28 protein-coding genes are annotated in these 19,287 nt (G+C 37.8%); all 28 read right to left on the bottom strand.

Features of this window, described 5'->3' with window-relative positions; genetic code table 11:
• Positions 1-37 precede the first annotated feature (37 nt).
• A complete protein-coding gene (gene rpmJ / locus NSCAC_RS01855) occupies positions 38-154 on the bottom strand; it encodes a 50S ribosomal protein L36 (RefSeq protein WP_197744736.1) in 117 nt (38 codons plus the stop codon).
• A gap of 39 nt (positions 155-193) precedes the next feature.
• Entirely contained in the window at positions 194-1,570 is a 1,377-nt protein-coding gene (gene secY, locus NSCAC_RS01850; RefSeq protein ID WP_197744735.1) for a preprotein translocase subunit SecY, read from the bottom strand.
• A gap of 2 nt (positions 1,571-1,572) precedes the next feature.
• Entirely contained in the window at positions 1,573-2,013 is a 441-nt protein-coding gene (gene rplO, locus NSCAC_RS01845) for a 50S ribosomal protein L15 (protein ID WP_197744734.1), read from the bottom strand.
• Between the two features lie 2 nt (positions 2,014-2,015).
• Positions 2,016-2,204, bottom strand: coding sequence for a 50S ribosomal protein L30 (gene rpmD / locus NSCAC_RS01840; RefSeq protein WP_197744733.1), 189 nt, complete (start codon positions 2,202-2,204; stop codon positions 2,016-2,018).
• Positions 2,204-2,713 (bottom strand): 30S ribosomal protein S5, encoded by a 510-nt coding sequence (gene rpsE / locus NSCAC_RS01835; RefSeq protein WP_197744732.1) that lies wholly within the window; start codon positions 2,711-2,713, stop codon positions 2,204-2,206. Before rpsE ends, rpmD begins: the two co-directional genes overlap by 1 nt.
• Positions 2,714-2,725: 12 nt before the next feature.
• Positions 2,726-3,073 carry a 50S ribosomal protein L18 gene (gene rplR, locus NSCAC_RS01830; RefSeq protein WP_197744731.1) on the bottom strand — a complete coding sequence of 116 codons (348 nt, stop codon included), beginning with the start codon at positions 3,071-3,073 and terminating at the stop codon, positions 2,726-2,728.
• 13 nt (positions 3,074-3,086) lie between these two features.
• Entirely contained in the window at positions 3,087-3,620 is a 534-nt protein-coding gene (rplF, locus tag NSCAC_RS01825; RefSeq protein WP_197744730.1) for a 50S ribosomal protein L6, read from the bottom strand.
• A gap of 16 nt (positions 3,621-3,636) precedes the next feature.
• Entirely contained in the window at positions 3,637-4,029 is a 393-nt protein-coding gene (rpsH, locus tag NSCAC_RS01820; RefSeq protein ID WP_197744729.1) for a 30S ribosomal protein S8, read from the bottom strand.
• A gap of 39 nt (positions 4,030-4,068) precedes the next feature.
• On the bottom strand, positions 4,069-4,374 hold the full coding sequence (gene rpsN, locus NSCAC_RS01815) for a 30S ribosomal protein S14 (RefSeq protein WP_197744728.1): 306 nt from the start codon (positions 4,372-4,374) through the stop codon (positions 4,069-4,071).
• Positions 4,375-4,386: 12 nt separating this feature from the next.
• Entirely contained in the window at positions 4,387-4,926 is a 540-nt protein-coding gene (gene rplE / locus NSCAC_RS01810) for a 50S ribosomal protein L5 (protein ID WP_197744727.1), read from the bottom strand.
• A gap of 43 nt (positions 4,927-4,969) precedes the next feature.
• Positions 4,970-5,287 carry a 50S ribosomal protein L24 gene (rplX, locus tag NSCAC_RS01805; protein ID WP_197744726.1) on the bottom strand — a complete coding sequence of 106 codons (318 nt, stop codon included), beginning with the start codon at positions 5,285-5,287 and terminating at the stop codon, positions 4,970-4,972.
• Positions 5,288-5,295: 8 nt separating this feature from the next.
• A complete protein-coding gene (gene rplN, locus NSCAC_RS01800; RefSeq protein WP_197744725.1) occupies positions 5,296-5,664 on the bottom strand; it encodes a 50S ribosomal protein L14 in 369 nt (122 codons plus the stop codon).
• Positions 5,665-5,699: 35 nt separating this feature from the next.
• Positions 5,700-5,954, bottom strand: a complete 255-nt coding sequence (gene rpsQ / locus NSCAC_RS01795; protein ID WP_408609563.1) for a 30S ribosomal protein S17 — start codon at positions 5,952-5,954, stop codon at positions 5,700-5,702.
• A gap of 11 nt (positions 5,955-5,965) precedes the next feature.
• The gene (gene rpmC, locus NSCAC_RS01790; protein WP_197745258.1) at positions 5,966-6,151 is read right to left on the bottom strand and encodes a 50S ribosomal protein L29; all 186 of its coding nucleotides are present in this window, start codon (positions 6,149-6,151) and stop codon (positions 5,966-5,968) included.
• Positions 6,151-6,564 carry a 50S ribosomal protein L16 gene (gene rplP, locus NSCAC_RS01785; protein WP_197744724.1) on the bottom strand — a complete coding sequence of 138 codons (414 nt, stop codon included), beginning with the start codon at positions 6,562-6,564 and terminating at the stop codon, positions 6,151-6,153. The genes rpmC and rplP overlap by 1 nt, the downstream gene beginning before the upstream one ends.
• Before the next feature lie 14 nt (positions 6,565-6,578).
• Complete coding sequence (gene rpsC, locus NSCAC_RS01780; RefSeq protein WP_197744723.1) at positions 6,579-7,247, bottom strand: 30S ribosomal protein S3; 669 nt, start codon at positions 7,245-7,247, stop codon at positions 6,579-6,581.
• Positions 7,248-7,271: 24 nt separating this feature from the next.
• Positions 7,272-7,598 (bottom strand): 50S ribosomal protein L22, encoded by a 327-nt coding sequence (gene rplV / locus NSCAC_RS01775; RefSeq protein ID WP_197744722.1) that lies wholly within the window; start codon positions 7,596-7,598, stop codon positions 7,272-7,274.
• 12 nt (positions 7,599-7,610) lie between these two features.
• The gene (gene rpsS / locus NSCAC_RS01770; protein ID WP_197744721.1) at positions 7,611-7,883 is read right to left on the bottom strand and encodes a 30S ribosomal protein S19; all 273 of its coding nucleotides are present in this window, start codon (positions 7,881-7,883) and stop codon (positions 7,611-7,613) included.
• 24 nt (positions 7,884-7,907) lie between these two features.
• Entirely contained in the window at positions 7,908-8,732 is an 825-nt protein-coding gene (gene rplB / locus NSCAC_RS01765; protein ID WP_197744720.1) for a 50S ribosomal protein L2, read from the bottom strand.
• 31 nt (positions 8,733-8,763) lie between these two features.
• Positions 8,764-9,057, bottom strand: a complete 294-nt coding sequence (gene rplW, locus NSCAC_RS01760; protein ID WP_197744719.1) for a 50S ribosomal protein L23 — start codon at positions 9,055-9,057, stop codon at positions 8,764-8,766.
• Complete coding sequence (rplD, locus tag NSCAC_RS01755; RefSeq protein ID WP_197744718.1) at positions 9,054-9,680, bottom strand: 50S ribosomal protein L4; 627 nt, start codon at positions 9,678-9,680, stop codon at positions 9,054-9,056. Before rplD ends, rplW begins: the two co-directional genes overlap by 4 nt.
• Before the next feature lies 1 nt (position 9,681).
• Positions 9,682-10,329, bottom strand: a complete 648-nt coding sequence (gene rplC / locus NSCAC_RS01750) for a 50S ribosomal protein L3 (protein ID WP_197744717.1) — start codon at positions 10,327-10,329, stop codon at positions 9,682-9,684.
• Positions 10,330-10,358: 29 nt separating this feature from the next.
• Positions 10,359-10,673 carry a 30S ribosomal protein S10 gene (rpsJ, locus tag NSCAC_RS01745; RefSeq protein ID WP_197744716.1) on the bottom strand — a complete coding sequence of 105 codons (315 nt, stop codon included), beginning with the start codon at positions 10,671-10,673 and terminating at the stop codon, positions 10,359-10,361.
• 7 nt (positions 10,674-10,680) lie between these two features.
• A complete protein-coding gene (gene tuf / locus NSCAC_RS01740; RefSeq protein ID WP_197744704.1) occupies positions 10,681-11,871 on the bottom strand; it encodes an elongation factor Tu in 1,191 nt (396 codons plus the stop codon).
• Between the two features lie 36 nt (positions 11,872-11,907).
• On the bottom strand, positions 11,908-13,998 hold the full coding sequence (gene fusA, locus NSCAC_RS01735) for an elongation factor G (protein WP_197744715.1): 2,091 nt from the start codon (positions 13,996-13,998) through the stop codon (positions 11,908-11,910).
• Between the two features lie 49 nt (positions 13,999-14,047).
• Entirely contained in the window at positions 14,048-14,518 is a 471-nt protein-coding gene (gene rpsG / locus NSCAC_RS01730) for a 30S ribosomal protein S7 (protein ID WP_197744714.1), read from the bottom strand.
• A 26-nt stretch (positions 14,519-14,544) separates the two neighbouring features.
• The gene (gene rpsL, locus NSCAC_RS01725) at positions 14,545-14,919 is read right to left on the bottom strand and encodes a 30S ribosomal protein S12 (protein WP_197744713.1); all 375 of its coding nucleotides are present in this window, start codon (positions 14,917-14,919) and stop codon (positions 14,545-14,547) included.
• 93 nt (positions 14,920-15,012) lie between these two features.
• On the bottom strand, positions 15,013-19,263 hold the full coding sequence (gene rpoC / locus NSCAC_RS01720; protein ID WP_197744712.1) for a DNA-directed RNA polymerase subunit beta': 4,251 nt from the start codon (positions 19,261-19,263) through the stop codon (positions 15,013-15,015).
• Between the last annotated feature and the right edge of the window lie 24 nt (positions 19,264-19,287).

The raw sequence follows: 19,287 nt of genomic DNA, 5'->3' as shown, positions 1-19,287 counted from the left end.
TATTTATCTTACCCTCAGTATCTATTTATCGTAATTACTATCCTTGACGTTGTTTATGCCGAGCGTCTTTGCTGCATATTACCCTTACAATTCTTTTTCTTCGTATAAGTTTGCAGCTTTGACAAAGTTTTTTTACAGAAGCTCGAACTTTCATTTATCTAGTTAACCCCCATAGGTAAAATATTAGATTTTGCTAGCGTATAATTTGATTTTGAAGAACATTGTCAATGTTAACACCCTTTGACTCGGCTTTTTTCAATAAGCTTTTATATTGATGAGATACTAGATGGGCTTGTACTTGGGCTACAAAATCCATAACTACAACCACAATAATTAATAAGGATGTGCCTCCAAAATAAAAAGGTACATTCCAGTATAAAATTAAAAATTCTGGCAAAAGACATACAGCAGTAATATAAATAGCACCACCTAAAGTAAGCCTCCCCATAACAGTATCAATATATCGAGTAGTGTGATCTCCTGGGCGTATTCCAGGAATAAAAGCACCAGATTTTTTTAAGTTATCGGCTGTCTCTTTTGGATTAAAAACTAATGCTGTATAAAAAAAGCAGAAAAAAACGATTGCTGCTGCATATAAAATTACATAAATGGGTTGCCCTGGAGACAAAGTGGCTGATAGATCTTTAAGCCATCCCATCCCTTCATTAGAACTAAACCAACTTGCTAGCGTAGCTGGGAATAAAATAATACTAGACGCAAATATAGGCGGAATAACTCCAGACATATTTATTTTTAAAGGTAAATGGCTAACTTGTCCACCATAAGTTTTACCGCCAACTTGCTGCCTTGCATAGTGCACTGGTATACGCCGTTGTGCACGCTCCACAAAAACTACAAATGCTGTTACTGCTAAGGTTAGGGCTAAAAGTACTAGTACAGTAAGTATATGAATCTCCCCGGTTCTCGCTAATTCAAGCGTTCCACCAAGAGCAGATGGTAACCCAGCAACGATTCCAGCAAAAATTATTAATGAAATTCCGTTACCAATACCTCGTTCAGTAATTTGTTCACCAAGCCACATTAAAAATAATGCACCACTAACAAGTGTTATTACAGCAGTTAGTCGAAATAAAATACCTGGATCGATAACTACCGACATACCACTTACCTGTTGTGATTCTAAAGCAATCGCCACTCCTATAGACTGTATAGTTGCCAAAAGCAATGTGCCATAGCGAGTATATTGAGTAATTTTTCTACGCCCTGATGCACCTTCTTTTTTCAACTGTTCTAGTTTAGGATGAACTGTTGTTAGTAGTTGCATAATAATGGATGCAGAGATATAAGGCATAATTCCTAGAGCAAATACAGATAGACGCCTTAGAGCACCACCAGAGAACATGTTAAACATGTCTAATATTGTACCCTGTTGTTGCTCAAATAACGCAGAAAGTGCACTTGGATCGACACCAGGTACAGGAATAAAAGTACCTATTCTATAAACTAATAGAGCACCTAGCACAAAAAATAGCTTACGACTCAAACCATCAAACTTGCTAAATTTATCCCCAGCTCGAGAAAATTTTGCTTTACGGCTATGCTTTGCCACTATTATTCCTTTTCATTAACTTTACCGCCTAGTTCTTCAATTGCTAGGCGTGCATTCGTAGATACTTGAATACCATGAAGAGTTACCGCCTTGTCAATTTTTCCTGATGCAATAATCTTGACTCTTTTAGTTCGCTTTGAAATTAAACCAGAATGAACAAGACTATCAATACTTAACACATCAGCATTTATTCTAGAAATTTGATCTAATCTAAGTTCAATGGAACCTTTAGCACTAAGAGATATAAACCCTATCTTAGGAAGACGCCTCTGAATAGGTAACTGTCCTCCTTCAAAGCCAACCTTATGATAGCCTCCTGCTCTTGCTTTCTGCCCCTTATGACCACGCCCACAAGTTTTACCTAGACCTGATCCTCTACCTCTGCCAAGACGAGTTTTCTTCTGTTTAGTGCCTGATATAAATGAGAGAGTATTTAATCTCATAGCTAATTATCGTTGATTTTAATTAGATAGGAAATTTCTTTTATCATTCCTCTATTTTCCGGAGTATCATAAACAGCAGCTGATTTCCCTATACGGCGTAACCCTAAACCAATAGCACACTTTTTATGCCGCTCTAACCTGCCGATCAGACTTTTTACAAGTACTACTTGAATTCTATTTTTGTTATTCATTATTCACTGAGAATCTCTTGAAGATCTTTTCCTCGCTTCAGAGCAATACTTATAGGACTTGCCATATGAGAAAGACCAAGAATAGTAGATCTAACAATATTAATTGGGTTTGTTGATCCAATACATTTTGCTAAAACATTATGTATACCAACAACTTCGAAAACTGCACGCATGGCTCCTCCAGCAATAATCCCAGTTCCTTGAGGAGCTGGTTGCATATAAATTTTAGCAGCACCGTAACTAGCAGTTAGTGGATACTGTAGAGTTCCCCCTTTGAGAGAGACTGAAACCATATTCTTTTTTGCATCTTCTAATGCTTTTTGAATAGCCGCAGGAACTTCTTTGGCTTTTCCTTGCCCAAATCCTACTCTACCCTTACCATCACCAACTACAGTTAGTGCTGAAAAACCAAATTGGCGACCACCTTTTACAACCTTAGCAACTCGCCTTACAGCTACTAGTTTTTCTAATAGACTGCCTTCTAGTTCTCTATGCTCTATTTGCCCCATTAATATAACCTTTTAAAACTGTAATCCATTTTCACGAGCTGAATTTGCTAACGATTCTACTCGACCATGATATTTATAACCAGATCTATCAAAAGCAACCCTATATATACCCTTTTCTATAGCTCTCTCAGCAATAATTTTACCTACAACTAAAGCAGCTAACTTGTTTCCTGTATATTCCATTTGTTGCTTAATTACTGATTCAACAGTAGAGGCACTAGCAATTACTTCCCCTGATTTGGTGATTTGAGCATAGATATGCCTAGACGTACGATGAACTGCTAATCTAATTGCTTCTTGCTTACGTATCTTAAATCTTGTATTGATTGCTCTTCTTAATCTTGCTTTCTTCTTATTCACGCTGCACCTTAGACTATTTCTTTTTAGCTTCCTTACGTACAATAATCTCAGTTGTATAACGAATGCCCTTACCTTTATAAGGCTCAGGCAGCCTAAAGTTACGTATATCAGCTGCAACTTGTCCAACCTTCCTTTTATCAGCACCTTTTATCAGGATTTCAGTTGAATTTGGTACTTCAATTGTAATTCCTTCAGGAGAGATAAACTCAATAGGGTGAGAATAACCTAGATTAAGCGCTAAATTCCTTCCTTGAAGCTGTGCACGATAACCAACCCCAACTAATTGTAACCCTACAACAAACCCTTGATCTACTCCATATACCATATTACTTATTAAAGCTCTTAGGGTACCACTTAAGGACTCCGAATATTTCTCAGATCGTTTTGGACTACAATATAGTGCCTCTTCTTTATACACTACATTTACTAATTCATGAATTGACAAAGAAAGAAAACCGTTCTTACCCTCTATTTTAATTTCTCGATCTGTTAATTTAATATCAACATTACTAGGAACTAGTATAGGATTATTAGCGACTCTAGACATCAGTCTATTCTCACCTCTATGAAATGTAGCATAATACTTCGCCTCCTATTCCCTTAGATCTAGCTGCTTTGTCAGTCATAACACCGCTGGAAGTAGAAATAATAGCAACCCCTAAACCTCCATAAACTTTAGGGAGATTATTTTTACCTCTATATACACGCAGACCAGGAGTACTCACTCGTTTAATTTCTCCAATAACTGGAAATCCTTTATAATACTTTAATTCTACAACTAAGGTCGGCTTTACACTATCAATTAGCTGATAGTCTTTTATATAGCCTTCAGTCTTTAATAACTGCACAATATTTTTCTTTATTTTCGAAAGAGGCATGTCTATTTTTAACTTGCCAGCTCTCTGACCATTGCGTAACCTTGTCAGCATATCCGAAATTGGATCTGTCATACTCATGACGAACTTACTCTTAATTATTCTATAAATATAAACAACTTACCAACTAGCTTTAGTTAAGCCAGGAATATCCCCGCGCATTGCAATTTCTCTTAATTTATTACGAGATAAAGAGAATCTACGTATATAACCGTGAGGTCTTCCTGTTAAATAACAACGATTTCTCTGACGAGAAGGAGACGAATCTCTTGGTAAAGCACTAAATTTAATTATGGCATCTTTTCGATCTTCTAATGAAAGAGATATATCATTTATTTTTTCTTTTAATTCTAAGCGTTTTACCGCATATTTCTTTGCTATTTTAACTCTTTTTAGCTCACGGTTAATCATACACTTCTTCGACATTATATTCCCCTATTAACCTTTAAAAGGAAAGCTAAACGCCTTTAAGAGAGCCCGAGCTTCATTATCTGTTTTCGCTGTAGTTGTAATAGTAATATTCATACCTCGTATAGCATCTATTTGATCATAATCAATTTCAGGAAATATAATCTGCTCTCGTATACCCATATTATAATTTCCTCTACCATCAAAGGATTTTGCATCAAATCCACGAAAATCTCTAATTCTAGGAATCGCAATATTAATTAATCTATCTAAGAAATCATACATCTTTGTTTGGCGTAAGGTTACCTTACAGCCAATAGGCCAACCTTCGCGGATCTTAAATCCTGCTACTGATTTTCTTGCTAATGTAAGAATCGGCTTTTGCCCAGAGATTTTTTGCATGTCACTACTAGCATGCTCCAAAATACTCTTATTCCCAACTCCCTCACCTACTCCCATATTCAAAGTAAGTTTTTCTATACGGGGGACAGCCATAATAGAACTATACTCAAACTGATTCTTCAGATCGTGGATCACTGTGGAATAATAGTATTCTTGTAATCTAGCCATACTTGATTTTCTAAAAACTAAATATTATTAATCGGTAGAAAAACTAAAGATCTATAGATTCACCGCTAGTCTTTAAATACCGTACTTTACGATTATTTCCTTGCTCTTTAAAGCCAACTCTACTTCCTCGACCAGCCATAGCATCATATATCATAACATTAGAGATGTGAATTGACCCTTCTTTTTCAAGAATTCCTCCAGGATCCCCTGCTGCCATATTTGGTCGTTTATGCTTCTTCAACAGATTAATACCCTCAACAACTATATAATTATTATCTAGTATACGCAAAACCTTTCCTAACTTCCCTTTATCTTTACCAGAAATAACTATAATTTGATCATTTCTTTTTATTCTACGCATTGCTACTCCTAGAGTACTTCTGGGGCTAGAGATATGATTCGCATAAAATTCCCAGACCTAAGTTCACGTGTTACTGGTCCAAATACTCGAGTACCTATAGGCTGCATTTGATTGTTTAATAATACTGCAGCGTTGGTATCAAAACGAACGACTGATCCATCCGATCGACGAATTCCTTTTTTCGTTCGTACAATTACAGCAGTATAAGTATCCCCTTTTTTTACCTTACCACGAGGAATAGCATCTTTTACAGTAACCTTAATAATGTCTCCAATTCCAGCATATCGCCGCTTTGACCCACCCAATACCTTAATGCAAACAAGTTTTTTAGCACCACTATTGTCCGCCGTTTCTAGGCTAGTTTGCATTTGAATCATCTAGTCCCCCTAAATTTAGCACTACAAAAAATAAGCTAACGAGCACGTTCTAATATACTCACTAACTGCCAAGATTTTGTTTTAGATAAAGGCTTAACTGAGGTTATAGATACTGTATCTCCAATAGTGCAATCATTATTTTCATCATGAGCATGCAGCTTACTAGAGCGCCTTATATATTTTTTATATAAAGGATGTGGAATTTTACGCTCGATGACAACAGTTATTGTTTTATCCATCCTATTACTCACTACCTGCCCAGTGACAGTACGAAGATTTTCACTATTCATAATATTAATATTTAATGTTTTTCGCCTAAAACAGTTTTAATTCTTGCAATATCCCTGCGAACTCTCTTTATCTCACTATTATTAGATAATTGATTCGTTCCATTTTGAATACGCAATTTAAATTGCTCTCGTAGAAGATTCAAAAGATCATTTTTTAATATATCAACTGTCTTTAGACGCAAGTCCTGAGCTTTCATCACATAATTGTCCGTATAACAAACATAGTTTTAATCGGTAATTTAGCAGCTGCTAACTCAAAAGCTCTCCTTGCTATATCCTCTTGAACACCCTCCATTTCATAAAGTACTCTACCTGGACGTATATTCATAGCCCAATATTCCACATTACCCTTTCCTTTCCCTTGCCGTACCTCAAGAGGTTTTTTAGTTATAGGTTTGTCAGGAAATACTCGAATCCATACTTTTCCACCACGCTTGATATACCTTGTCATAGCTCGCCTAGCAGATTCAATTTGGCGTGCTGTAATTTGCCCTCTGTCAACAGCTTTTAATCCATAATCCCCGAAAGATACAATGGATCCCCGAGAAGCACTTCCTCTATTCCTGCCTTTTTGTTGTTTACGAAATTTAGTTCTCTTTGGCTGTAGCATCTTGTTATCTCAAATTACTTTATACTTTCTTCTCTTACAGAATTGCTGTTTTGCTGCTCGAATATTTCTCCTTTAAATATCCAAACTTTTACTCCAAGAATCCCATAAGTAGTCTTTGCTTCAGAAAACCCATAATCTATATCAGCTCGTAGAGTATGTAAAGGTATTCTACCTTCTCTGTACCACTCGCTGCGAGCAATTTCTGCACCATTTAAGCGACCAGATACCTTTACCCTAACACCTTGTGCACCAACTCTCATAGCATTAGTTACAGCTCTCTTCATTGCTCTACGGAACATAATTCTACGCTCCAACTGCTGTGCTATACTTACAGCAACAAGAGTAGAATCTAGTTCTGGCTTTCGTATCTCTTGAATATTAATATGGACTGGTATACCCATTATACTAGCAACTTCTTGACGTAAAATATTAATATCCTCTCCTTTTTTCCCAATTACTATTCCGGGTCTTGCTGTATGAATTGTAATTCTAGCACTCCGTGCTGGTCGCTCAATATAGATATTGCTAACAAGAGCATTTGCTAATTTTTTAGATAAATAACTACGCACAGCCAAGTCGTTACTTAGTAATTCACCAAATTGATTACCACTAGCATACCACTTCGAGTTCCAATCTCTAATAATACCCAAACGGACACCAGTAGGGTGAACCTTTTGTCCCATTCTGATTAAACTCCTATTAAATTATTACTCTTCAACAGTTATCTTGACGTGGCAAGAGCGTTTAAGTATTCGATTAATTCTGCCTCTTGCTCTTGCTCGAGTTCGTTTCATGGTAGGACCTACATTTACTGTGATTTCTGAAACTCTTAAATTATCAATATCAGATCCATCATTATGCTCAGCATTCGCAATTACTGAATCTAGTAATTTTTTTATAATGACTGCAGATTTTTTATGACTAAAACTTAAAGCTTCCAGTGCTTTATCTATAGATAAACCTCTAATTTGATCTGCAACTAAACGGCATTTTTGGGGAGATATCCTTACATATTTTAATACTGCTGTAGCCATCTTAATACCTTACTATTTTGTCTTCCTATCTGCCGCATGTCCCTTGAAAGTTCGAGTCGGCGAAAATTCCCCTAATTTATGCCCAACCATATTTTCTGTAATTAATACTGGGACATGCTGTCTACCATTATGGACTGCAATAGTTAACCCTACCATTTCTGGAATAATCATTGATCGCCGGGACCATGTTTTAATAGGCTTTCTATTTTGAGATGAAACCGCTTGCTCAACTTTTCTCTGTAAATGGGCATCAATAAAAGGTCCTTTCTTGATCGAACGTGGCATAGCTAATCTATATTCTCCTCTAATCTATTTTTTACGCCGATGCACAATAAAGGCTTCAGTACGCTTGTTAGAGCGAGTCTTATAACCTTTGGTTGAGATTCCCCAAGGACTAACGGGGTGCCTACCCCCTGATGTTCTTCCTTCTCCTCCGCCATGGGGGTGATCTACAGGATTCATGGCAACCCCACGAACAGTAGGCCGCCTTCCACTTCTCCGTTGAGCACCAGCTTTTCCAAGAGACCGCAACCCGTGACTTCCATTGCTTACTTCCCCAATTGTTGCATAGCATTCAGAAGATACTCTACGTATTTCTCCTGATCTTAATCGCAAAGTAATATACTTCCCCTCACGTGCTATAATCTGGCATGAGGAACCAGCACTTCTAGCTATTTGTGCCCCTTTACCTGGTTTTAATTCAATACAATGGATAAATGTTCCTACAGGAATATTCCGCAGAGGAAGACTATTTCCATCTCGTATTGATGATTCTTGCCCTGAGCTTATAGTATCTCCTACCTTAAGGTTTTTAGGAGCAATAATATATCGCTTTTCACCATCCAAATAACTCACTAATGCAATATGTGCACTACGATTTGGATCGTATTCTATTCTCTCTATACGGCCTAAAATATTAATTTTATCTCTCTTAAAATCAATAAAGCGATATAGCTGTTTGTGTCCACCACCAATATGACGAACAGTTATCCTTCCTAAATTATTTCGTCCACCACTCCGGTTCTTTTTAGTAGTTAAAGGCATATATGGTCTACCTTTATACAGACTAGGGGTTACTACTTTTATAGTAAACCGCTGACCAGGAGATGTAGGATTAACTTCTACCGTTGGCATATCACATCCTATTTAGTTCTAGAAAATTCTATCAAACGCCCGTAAAATCAATGCTATATCCAGAACGAAGTGATACATATGCTTTTTTCCAATCACCCCGATAACCTATATAGCGTCCAAATTTTTTACGTTTTCCTTTCATCAGTACAGTATGAATTTTACTAACTTTAACACTAAATAGCAGTTCAATAGCACTTTTTATTTCCCTCTTACTAGAACTCTTTTCCACCTTAAAAACTATTTGATTATATTTTTCAGCTACAAAAGTGCTTTTTTCAGAAAGTAAAGGAGTTAAGATAATTTTAGTTAATTTTTCCTCATTCATGAAAAATTTCTCTCAATACAACGTAAAGCACTATATGTAGATAGCACACCATTAGATTTTACTAGACTGTAAGGGTTAATTTCCTTTACGTTACAAATATTAACCGTGGGTATATTTCTAGCTGATAACTCTAAATTGCGATCATTTTCAGAAATAATTATTAATAAAGTATCCCAATTAAGAGGTGCAAGTAGATTTACAAGATGTTTAGTTTTTATTCCTGGTAAAGAAATACATTCATCATTAACCGCTCGCAGCCTATCTTGCCGTACTAGCTCAGAAAAAATGGAACACATGGCTCCTTTATACATTTTTTTATTCAATTTCTGAGTATAATCTCTTGGTTGAGCAGCAAATACCTTACCACCTCCGCGCCATAATGGGCTTCTAATAGTTCCAGCTCTAGCACGCCCAGTACCTTTTTGGCGAAAAGGTTTTATGCCTCCACCACGTACTTCAGATCTCGTCTTTTGCGCTTTAGTTCCGGAATGGCTTCTCACTAAGTAAGTGAGAATAGTCTGAGAAACAAGAGCTTCATTAAACTCATTAGAAAAAACAGAATCTGAGATTCGTATAGTACTTTGATCGGGGCCCCCTATAGAGTTTTGTACAGCAAAATCCATTTTACCCTCTATTACTCTTAATTGCTGGTTTGACTAATACTTCACCTCCTGCTGATCCTGGAATTGCTCCTCTTAAAAGCAGTAGCTGATTATCTTGACTAATCCGCATTATTTCTAAATTTTGTATAGTTCGTCTGACATTACCCATTTGCCCAGCCATTTTTTTTCCTTTGAAAACTTTACCAGGCGTTTGGCACTGACCAATGGAACCTGGAGCACGATGAGATAACGAATTACCGTGGCTAGCCTTACCGCCTCTAAAGTGATATCGACGAATTACACCAGAGAAACCACGACCTTTAGTGTTTCCTGTAACATCAACCTTTTGTCCTAGTTTTAAGAAATTTACTTCTAATAATTCACCTAACCCAACTTCTGACTCTTCCTCACTAGATATATGAAATTCATATAACTTCTTTCCAGCTTTATCTATACCTGCTTTAGCAAGATGATTCCTTAACGGTTTACTGACATTATGATGTCTATCTTCTTCTACAAATACTTGCACAGCACGATAAGAATCTTTTTCTAGCGATTTTACTTGAGAGATCCAGTTAGGAGTAAGTTTTATAATTGTCACAGGTATAGATTTATTTTCGCTAAATACCCGAGACATGCCTATCTTTTTCCCGATTACTCCAAATGCCATTTGTATATTCCCACCACAATAATAAGCGCTTAGGTTAATTTAATCTGAACATCTACACCAGCTGCTAGATCCAGCTTCATTAGAGCATCAACTGTTTTCTCTGTAGGATCAACAATATCCATTAGACGTTTATGAGTTCTAATCTCATACTGATCTCGGGCATCTTTATTCACATGAGGAGATATAAGTATAGTAAACCGCTCTTTACGCGTAGGTAGAGGAATGGGACCGCGAATATGTGCACCAGTACGTTTCGCTGTATCTACAATCTCCTTAGTAGATTGATCAATTAAATGATGATCAAAAGACTTTAATCTTATCCTAATAGTCTGTTGTTTATTCATACATAGATTACTCAATAATTTTACTGACCACACCTGCACCCACGGTACGACCACCCTCTCTAACAGCAAAACGTAACCCCTCTTCCATAGCAATAGGTGCAATTAAGCTGACCGTAACCTGAATATTATCTCCAGGCATTACCATCTCCACCCCTTCTGCTAAATCAACTGACCCCGTTACATCTGTAGTTCTAAAATAAAACTGAGGTCGATATCCCGTGAAAAACGGTGTATGACGCCCCCCTTCCTCTTTTGAAAGAATATATACTTCTGCTTGAAACCTAGTGTGTGGCGTAATCGTTCCAGGCTTTGCTAAAACTTGCCCACGCTCCACATCTTCTCTCTTCGTTCCACGAAGCAGTATACCTACATTATCTCCTGCCCTGCCTTCATCTAGCAGCTTACGAAACATCTCAACCCCTGTACAAGTGGTCTTCTGCGTTGCTTTTATCCCTACAATTTCTATTTCATCGCCTACTTTTACAATCCCTCGCTCAGCCCGACCTGTCACAACAGTACCACGACCTGAAATTGAAAATACATCCTCTATAGGCATTAAGAAAGGTTGATCTATTGCTCTTTGTGGCTCTGGGAAATAAGAATCCATCGCCTCTACTAGTTTTACAATAGCAGGCATGCCTATATCACTTTCATCCCCTTCTAGGGCCTTTAAAGCACTACCTACTACAATAGGAATTTCATCTCCTGGAAACTGATAGCTATCAAGAAGCTCCCTAACCTCCATTTCTACTAATTCTAATAGCTCCGGATCATCTACCATATCCGCTTTATTTAGAAAAACCATAATGTTAGGTACACCTACTTGACGAGCAAGTAAAATATGTTCTCTAGTTTGTGGCATTGGACCATCTGCCGCCGATACAACAAGAATAGCTCCATCCATTTGAGCCGCTCCTGTAATCATATTCTTGACATAATCCGCATGTCCAGGGCAATCTACGTGTGCATAATGACGAGCTTGACTTTCATATTCTACATGGGAAGTAGCAATAGTGATCCCACGCTCCCTTTCTTCCGGAGCATTGTCAATTTGATCGTAAGCTTTAGCTTCCCCTCCGTATTTCGCCGAGAGGGTCTTTGTCAATGCCGCCGTCAATGTGGTCTTCCCGTGATCTACGTGACCAATCGTCCCTACATTTACATGGGGCTTCTTTCTTTCAAATTTCGCCTTGGACACAAACTATCTCTCCTACTAAATACTATTATATATAAATCAAGACTTTTTTATAATTGCTTCTGCAATGTTAGCTGGGGCCTCATTATACTTTGAAAACTCCATTGTATAAGTAGCACGCCCTTGAGTAGCTGATCGAAGATCAGTAGCATAACCAAACATCTCTGCTAATGGAACTTCTGCTCGAATAATCTTCCCACTTGGTGAATCTTCCATTCCTTGCACAATTCCACGTCGACGATTAAGATCCCCCATGACATCTCCCATATATTCTTCAGGAGTCACAGCTTCTATTTTCATAATAGGCTCAAGCAATATAGGGCTTGCATTTTTAATGCCTTCTTTAAAAGCCATTGATCCAGCAATCTTAAAGGCCATTTCACTTGAATCTACATCATGGTAAGAACCATCATACAAAGCAACCTTTACATCCACTACTGGGTACCCAGCTATTACTCCATTTTCTATTTGCTCTTTTATTCCTTTATCAACAGCGGGGATAAATTCTTTAGGGATAGCACCCCCAACGATCTGATTGCTAAACTCGTATCCTTTTCCTCGCTCTTGAGGCTCAATTCGAATCCAAACATGACCGTATTGACCACGTCCGCCACTTTGGCGAACAAACTTCCCTTCTTGCTCTACAGATTTCTTAATTGTCTCTCGGTAAGCAACTTGGGGTGCACCTACATTAGCTTCTACTTTAAATTCTCGTCTCATTCGATCTACAATAATATCTAGGTGTAACTCTCCCATACCTGCTATTATCGTTTGACCAGTTTCTTCATCGCTTCTAACTCTAAACGATGGATCCTCTTTAGCTAACTTATTCAAAGCTAGCGACATTTTTTCCTGATCTGTTTTTGTCTTAGGTTCAATTGCCACAGAGATTACTGGTTCTGGAAACTCCATTTTCTCAAGAAGAATAGGATGATCTAGATCGCATAGAGTGTCTCCGGTGGTAACATTCTTTAATCCAACAGCGGCTGCAATATCACCTGCTCTTACTTCTTTAATTTCCTCTCGGCTATTAGCATGCATCTGAAGGACACGTCCAATACGTTCTTTATTTTCAGAAGCGGAATTATAAACTGTATCCCCTGAATTTAAAACTCCAGAATAAACACGGAAAAAAGTAAGATTACCTACGTAGGGATCAGATGCAACCTTAAATGCTAGGGCAGAAAACGGTTTATCATCAGAGGCACTTCGACTATCCTCACCGCCATGAGGATTCAAACCTTTAATTGCTAAAATATCAGATGGTGCAGGCATGAAATAAAGTATCGCATCTAGAACTGCCTGAACCCCTTTATTTTTAAAGGCTGATCCACATAAAACTAGCACTATCTCATTATTTAGAACTCGGTGACGAAGCCCTTTAATAATCTCTTTAAATTCCAACTCTCCCGATTCTAAATACCTCTCCATAAGCTCTTCAGAAGATTCAGCTGCGGATTCTACTAATTTCTCGTAATACTCTTGGCAAATAGAGCTAAGATCGTCTGGAATCTCTTTTTCTTGAAAGGTCATTCCTTTTGTGGATTCATCCCAATAAATCGCTCTCATTTTAATGAGATCAACAATTCCCCGAAACCCATCTTCAGCACCAATCGGAATTTGAATAGGCACCGGAAGTGCTCCTAATCGAGTACGAATCTGATCGACTACTCTAAGAAAGTTAGCCCCTTGACGGTCCATTTTATTTATAAAGGCTAGCCTAGGCACTTTGTACTTATTAGCTTGCCTCCAAACAGTTTCTGATTGCGGCTCTACCCCACCCACTGCACAAAAAACAGCAACGGCACCATCTAATACTCTAAGAGATCTTTCTACTTCAATGGTAAAATCTACGTGACCTGGAGTATCAATAATATTGATTCGGTGCTCAGGAAATTGTTTTTCCATACCCTGCCAAAAACAAGTTGTAGCAGCGGAAGTAATCGTAATCCCTCTCTCTTGTTCTTGTTCCATCCAATCCATAGTAGCTGCACCCTCATGCACTTCACCAAGTTTATGAGAGACTCCTGTATAATATAAAATACGCTCAGTAGTGGTAGTCTTACCAGCATCAATATGAGCCATTATTCCAATATTTCGATAACGTTCGATAGGGGTTTTACGTGCCACAGCTATTAATTATTTAATCTATTTAGTTTATTGATACTATATTTTCAACTTACCATCGATAGTGTGCAAAAGCCTTATTTGCTTCAGCCATACGGTGAGTATCCTCTCGTTTTTTAACAGCAGCTCCTTTACCATCATAAGCATCAAGAAACTCTCCAGCTAAACGAAGATCCATAGATTTTTCACTACGCTTGCGTGCTGCCCCTACTAGCCATCGCATAGCTAGCGTAGCTCGTCGATCCGGGCGAACTTCTACAGGGATCTGGTAGGTCGCTCCTCCTACTCTTCTAGATTTTACTTCTACTAGCGGCTGAACATTCTCTAGTGCTTTTTCTAGAATAGATATTGGTTCCTGTTTTAATTTTTCAGCAGCAGAATCAATAGCATTATATATTATTTTTTCTGCTATAGATTTTTTGCCATCTAACATAAGAATAGCAATAAATTTAGCTATACTTACTTTTCCATACTTTGGATCTGGCAAAACTTCCCTTTTAGAAATAACCCGCTTTCTTGGCATTAATAATTCACCTAACTATATTGATATTACCCTTTTGCCCGTTTCGTCCCATATTTAGATCTACCACGGCGCCGATCGGTTACTCCAGCTGTGTCTAGTGATCCTCTAACAGTATGATATCGCACCCCAGGCAAATCTTTAACACGCCCTCCTCTAATTAAAACTACGGAATGCTCCTGTAAATTGTGCCCTTCACCACCAATATAAGAGGTAACTTCCATTCCGCTAGTCAACCGTACACGAGCTACTTTACGCAAGGCTGAATTAGGTTTTTTAGGAGTTGTAGTATACACCCTAGTACACACTCCCCTTCTTTGGGGGCAAGCCTGCAATGCGGGTACACTATTCTTTTTCTTCTGTTGTATTCTTGGTTTACGAACTAATTGATTTATTGTAGCCATGCATTAAAGATACTCGAAGTAACCATTTGTTAGATAATTAATATATAGCCTTAATCTCAAAGGTACTAATTCTAATATTTAGATACAATATAGTCAAGTGCTAGTATCGATATTGAATAGCCGTTTTTCTAAATTTTCATTAGATGGTTTAATTAGTGATTTTATAGATAATTTTTCCTTCTTCTTTTTGTCCTTTTCTGTATGGTGAGCTAGCCCAGTTCCAGCTGGGATTAAGCGACCCACAATAATATTTTCTTTTAAACCTCGTAAATAATCATACTTTCCGGCAATAGCTGCTTCTGTAAGCACACGAGTTGTCTCTTGAAAGGAGGCAGCAGAGATAAAAGATTCTGTAGCTAGAGAAGCTTTGGTAATGCCTAAAAGTACGGGCTCGTATTGTGCAGGTAATTTACCTGAATCTTTTATTTTCTTATTTTCCTCCAATAATTTAGATTTATCTATATGTTCTCCTTTTAGGAAAGGGGTATCTCCAGGATCTGTAATCTCTACCTTGCGAAGCATCTGACAAACGATTACCTCGATATGTTTATCATTAATTTTTACTCCTTGTAATCGATAAACATCTTGAACTTCATTAACGATGTAGCGAGTTAAAGCTTCTACTCCTCTTAAACGTAAGATATCATGAGGTGATGGTGGACCATCTACAATTACTTCACCTTTCTCAACATGCTCACCTTCAAAAATACCAATTTGGCGCCACTTAGGTATAAGCTCCTCATGTTGAATCACAAGAGCACTATTACCTTCTTGTAGTTCATCATTTGTATTATCTTGATCTATTTTTGTCCTAGTGATGAGTAATCTTTGCTTTCCTTTGGTTTCTTTACCATAGCTCACAATCCCTGAAATTTCTGCAAGAATCGCTGAATCTTTAGGCTTTCTGGCTTCAAATAAATCTGCGACTCTAGGTAATCCTCCTGTAATATCGCGAGTTTTACTTGATTCTTGAGGCAATCGTGCTAACACATCTCCAACGCCAACACTAGTGTCTGTCTCTACTAACACAATGGCACCTACGGGCAAGTAATAATGGGCAGGAATATCAGTTCCTGCTAGGCATAAATCATCTCCCGTTTTATCTACTAATTTAATCATAGGGCGCGATTCTTTAGAAATCGCACTGCCTCGATGTTTATAATCGAGTACTACAAGATTAGTGATGCCTGTAATTTCATCAACCTGCCTCTCTACAGTAGTACCTTCTATAAAACTCTGTAATTGAACTTTACCTGATACTTCTGTAATGATAGGGTGGGTATGGGGGTCCCAAGTTGCAATAATTTGCCCGGCTTCAACCGAATCTCCATCCTTTACTGATAATTCTGCTCCATAAGGAATTTTATAGCGCTCCCTATCCCGATCTTGATCATCAACAATATGTACTTCACCGGATCTAGATACAGCAACATATCGCCCACTTATATGTTGAACTCTCTTAACATTTTTTAAACGAACATTACCTTTATACTTTACTTCAATACTACTAGTAGTTACCGTTCTTGAAGCAGCCCCTCCAATATGAAAAGTACGCATTGTAAGCTGTGTACCAGGTTCACCGATAGACTGTGCAGCAATTACACCAACAGCTTCGCCAATATTCACAAGGTGACCTCGTCCTAAATCTCGACCATAACAGGTGGCACATACCCCATAATGAGTTTGACAAGTAATAGGAGAACGAACTTTTACTGTATCCACTCCTAAACTTTCGAGGCGATCAACCCATGTTTCGTCAAGTAAAGTACCTGCTGGAATTAAAGTGCTATTAGTTCCTAGAGCATGAATATCTAGGGCTAATACTCGCCCAAGTACTCGATCTCTCAAAGGTTCAACAATATCTCCCCCTTCTATTACAGGAGATATATAAATGCCATCTTTTGTACCACAGTCATGTTCAATAACTACTAAATCCTGAGCTACATCTACCAATCTTCGTGTTAAATATCCAGAATTTGCAGTTTTCAGTGCGGTATCTGCAAGACCTTTACGTGCTCCATGGGTAGAAATAAAGTACTGCAGAATATTTAATCCTTCTCGAAAATTAGCAGTAATTGGCGTTTCAATAATTGACCCATCGGGTTTTGCCATTAATCCACGCATACCTGCAAGCTGCCTTATCTGAGCAGCAGACCCACGAGCTCCCGAATCGGCCATCATATAGATCGAGTTAAAAGACTGCTGTTTAGTGATATTGCCTTGAGAATCTTTTATCTCTTCATTTCCAAGGCGGTTCATCATCGCTTTAGCTACTTGATCATTAGTATGTGACCATATATCTACTACTTTATTGTACCGTTCACCATTAGTAACTAATCCCGAAGCATATTGATCTTCAATTTCTTTTACCTCTTTCTCTGCCTTATCTAAGATAGCTTGTTTTTCATCAGGTACAACCATATCATCGATACCAATCGAAATACCACTTAGTGTTGCTTGACGAAATCCCAGATACATAAGCTGATCGGCAAAAACAACTGTTGTCTTTAAATCTAGATATCGATAGCAAGTATTTACTAATTTTGAAATTTCCTTTTTAGTCATGTTTTTATTGACTAAATCAAAAGGCAATCCTTCTGGCAACAATTCTGAAAGTAATGCTCTACCTACTGTAGTAGAAACTATTTTTTTAGTTTTCTCACTTAAATCAAACCTGTTTGATTCAATGATACGTAATTGAATTTTTGCATGAAGATCAACTACATTAGTCTCATAAGCACGCCTTACCTCACTAGTATCAGCAAACACCATCCCTTCGCCTTTTGCATTAATCCGCTCGCAAGTCATGTAGTAAAGACCTAAAACCACATCTTGAGTAGGTACAATAATAGGCTCTCCATTTGCAGGAGATAAAATATTATTGGTTGACATCATTAGGGCTCGAGCTTCTAGTTGAGACTCTAAGGAGAGAGGTACATGCACTGCCATCTGATCTCCATCAAAGTCAGCATTAAAAGCCACACACACTAAAGGGTGTAATTGAATGGCTTTACCTTCGATTAATATTGGCTCGAATGCTTGAATACCTAATCTATGTAAAGTAGGTGCTCGATTAAGCATAACTGGATGCTCCCGAATCACCTCTTCTAATATATCCCATACTTCAGGAGCCTCACGCTCTATCAATTTTTTAGCTGCCTGAATACTATTTGCAAACCCAGATCGCTCTAGCTTACCAAGAATAAAAGGTTTAAATAACTCTAGTGCCATTTTTTTTGGTAACCCACACTGGTGTAACTTTAAGGTGGGGCCTACTACAATAACCGAACGGCCTGAGTAATCTACTCGTTTTCCTAAGAGATTTTGACGGAACCGACCTTGCTTTCCTTTGATCATATCAGCTAAGGATTTTAAAGGCAGTTTATTATTACCTGTAATGGCTTTACCACGACGACCATTATCTAAAAGTGCGTCAACGGATTCTTGTAGCATACGTTTCTCATTGCGTACAATAATATCCGGAGCATTTAGTTCTAATAAGCGTTTAAGCCTATTATTTCGATTAATAACTCGTCGATATAAATCGTTTAGATCAGAGGTAGCAAAACGTCCACCCTCTAAAGGAACTAATGGTCTTAAATCTGGAGGAAGTACGGGTAAAACTTCCATAATCATCCACTCAGGGCGGTTACCAGAATTAATAAAAGACTCAACCAACTTTAGTCGTTTAGTTAATTTTTTTGTTTTAGTATCAGAACCTGTACTATTAATTTCTTCTCTTAATTTTCTGGCTTCATCTTTTAAATCGAGGGTTTTCAGCATGATCTGGATTGCTTCTGCTCCCATTCGGGCATCAAATTCATCCCCATAATCTTCAATTGCTTGAAGATAGGCTTCATCAGATAAAATCTGCCCTTTTTCTAAAGAAGTCATTCCTGGATCAATTACTATTGAAGACTCAAAGTAAAGAACCCTTTCAATATCACGTAGGGTAAAGTCTAAAAGTAAACTAATTCTAGATGGTAAAGATTTTAAAAACCAAATGTGAGCAACTGGGCTAGCTAGCTCGATATGACCCATACGTTCTCTACGAGAAGCTGCCAGGGTAACCTCTACCCCGCACTTTTCACAGACAACTCCTCTGTGCTTAAGACGTTTGTATTTGCCACATAAGCATTCATGATCTTTAATAGGACCAAAAATTTTTGCACAAAAAAGACCATCTCTCTCTGGCTTAAAGGTTCGATAATTAATCGTTTCAGGCTTTTTTACTTCTCCATAAGACCACGCTCTAATTGTATCTGGAGAGGATAAACCGGCACGTATGGAATCAAATTCTTCTGCATGGCTTTGCTGTTTAAGCAAATTTAATAAACCTCTCATATATATCTCTCCATTATCATAAGT

Origin of the sequence: Candidatus Nitrosacidococcus tergens (assembly GCF_902810445.1) — a bacterium.
Taxonomy (GTDB): domain Bacteria; phylum Pseudomonadota; class Gammaproteobacteria; order Nitrosococcales; family Nitrosococcaceae; genus Nitrosacidococcus; species Nitrosacidococcus tergens.
This window is presented reverse-complemented; position numbering and strand designations above follow the sequence as displayed.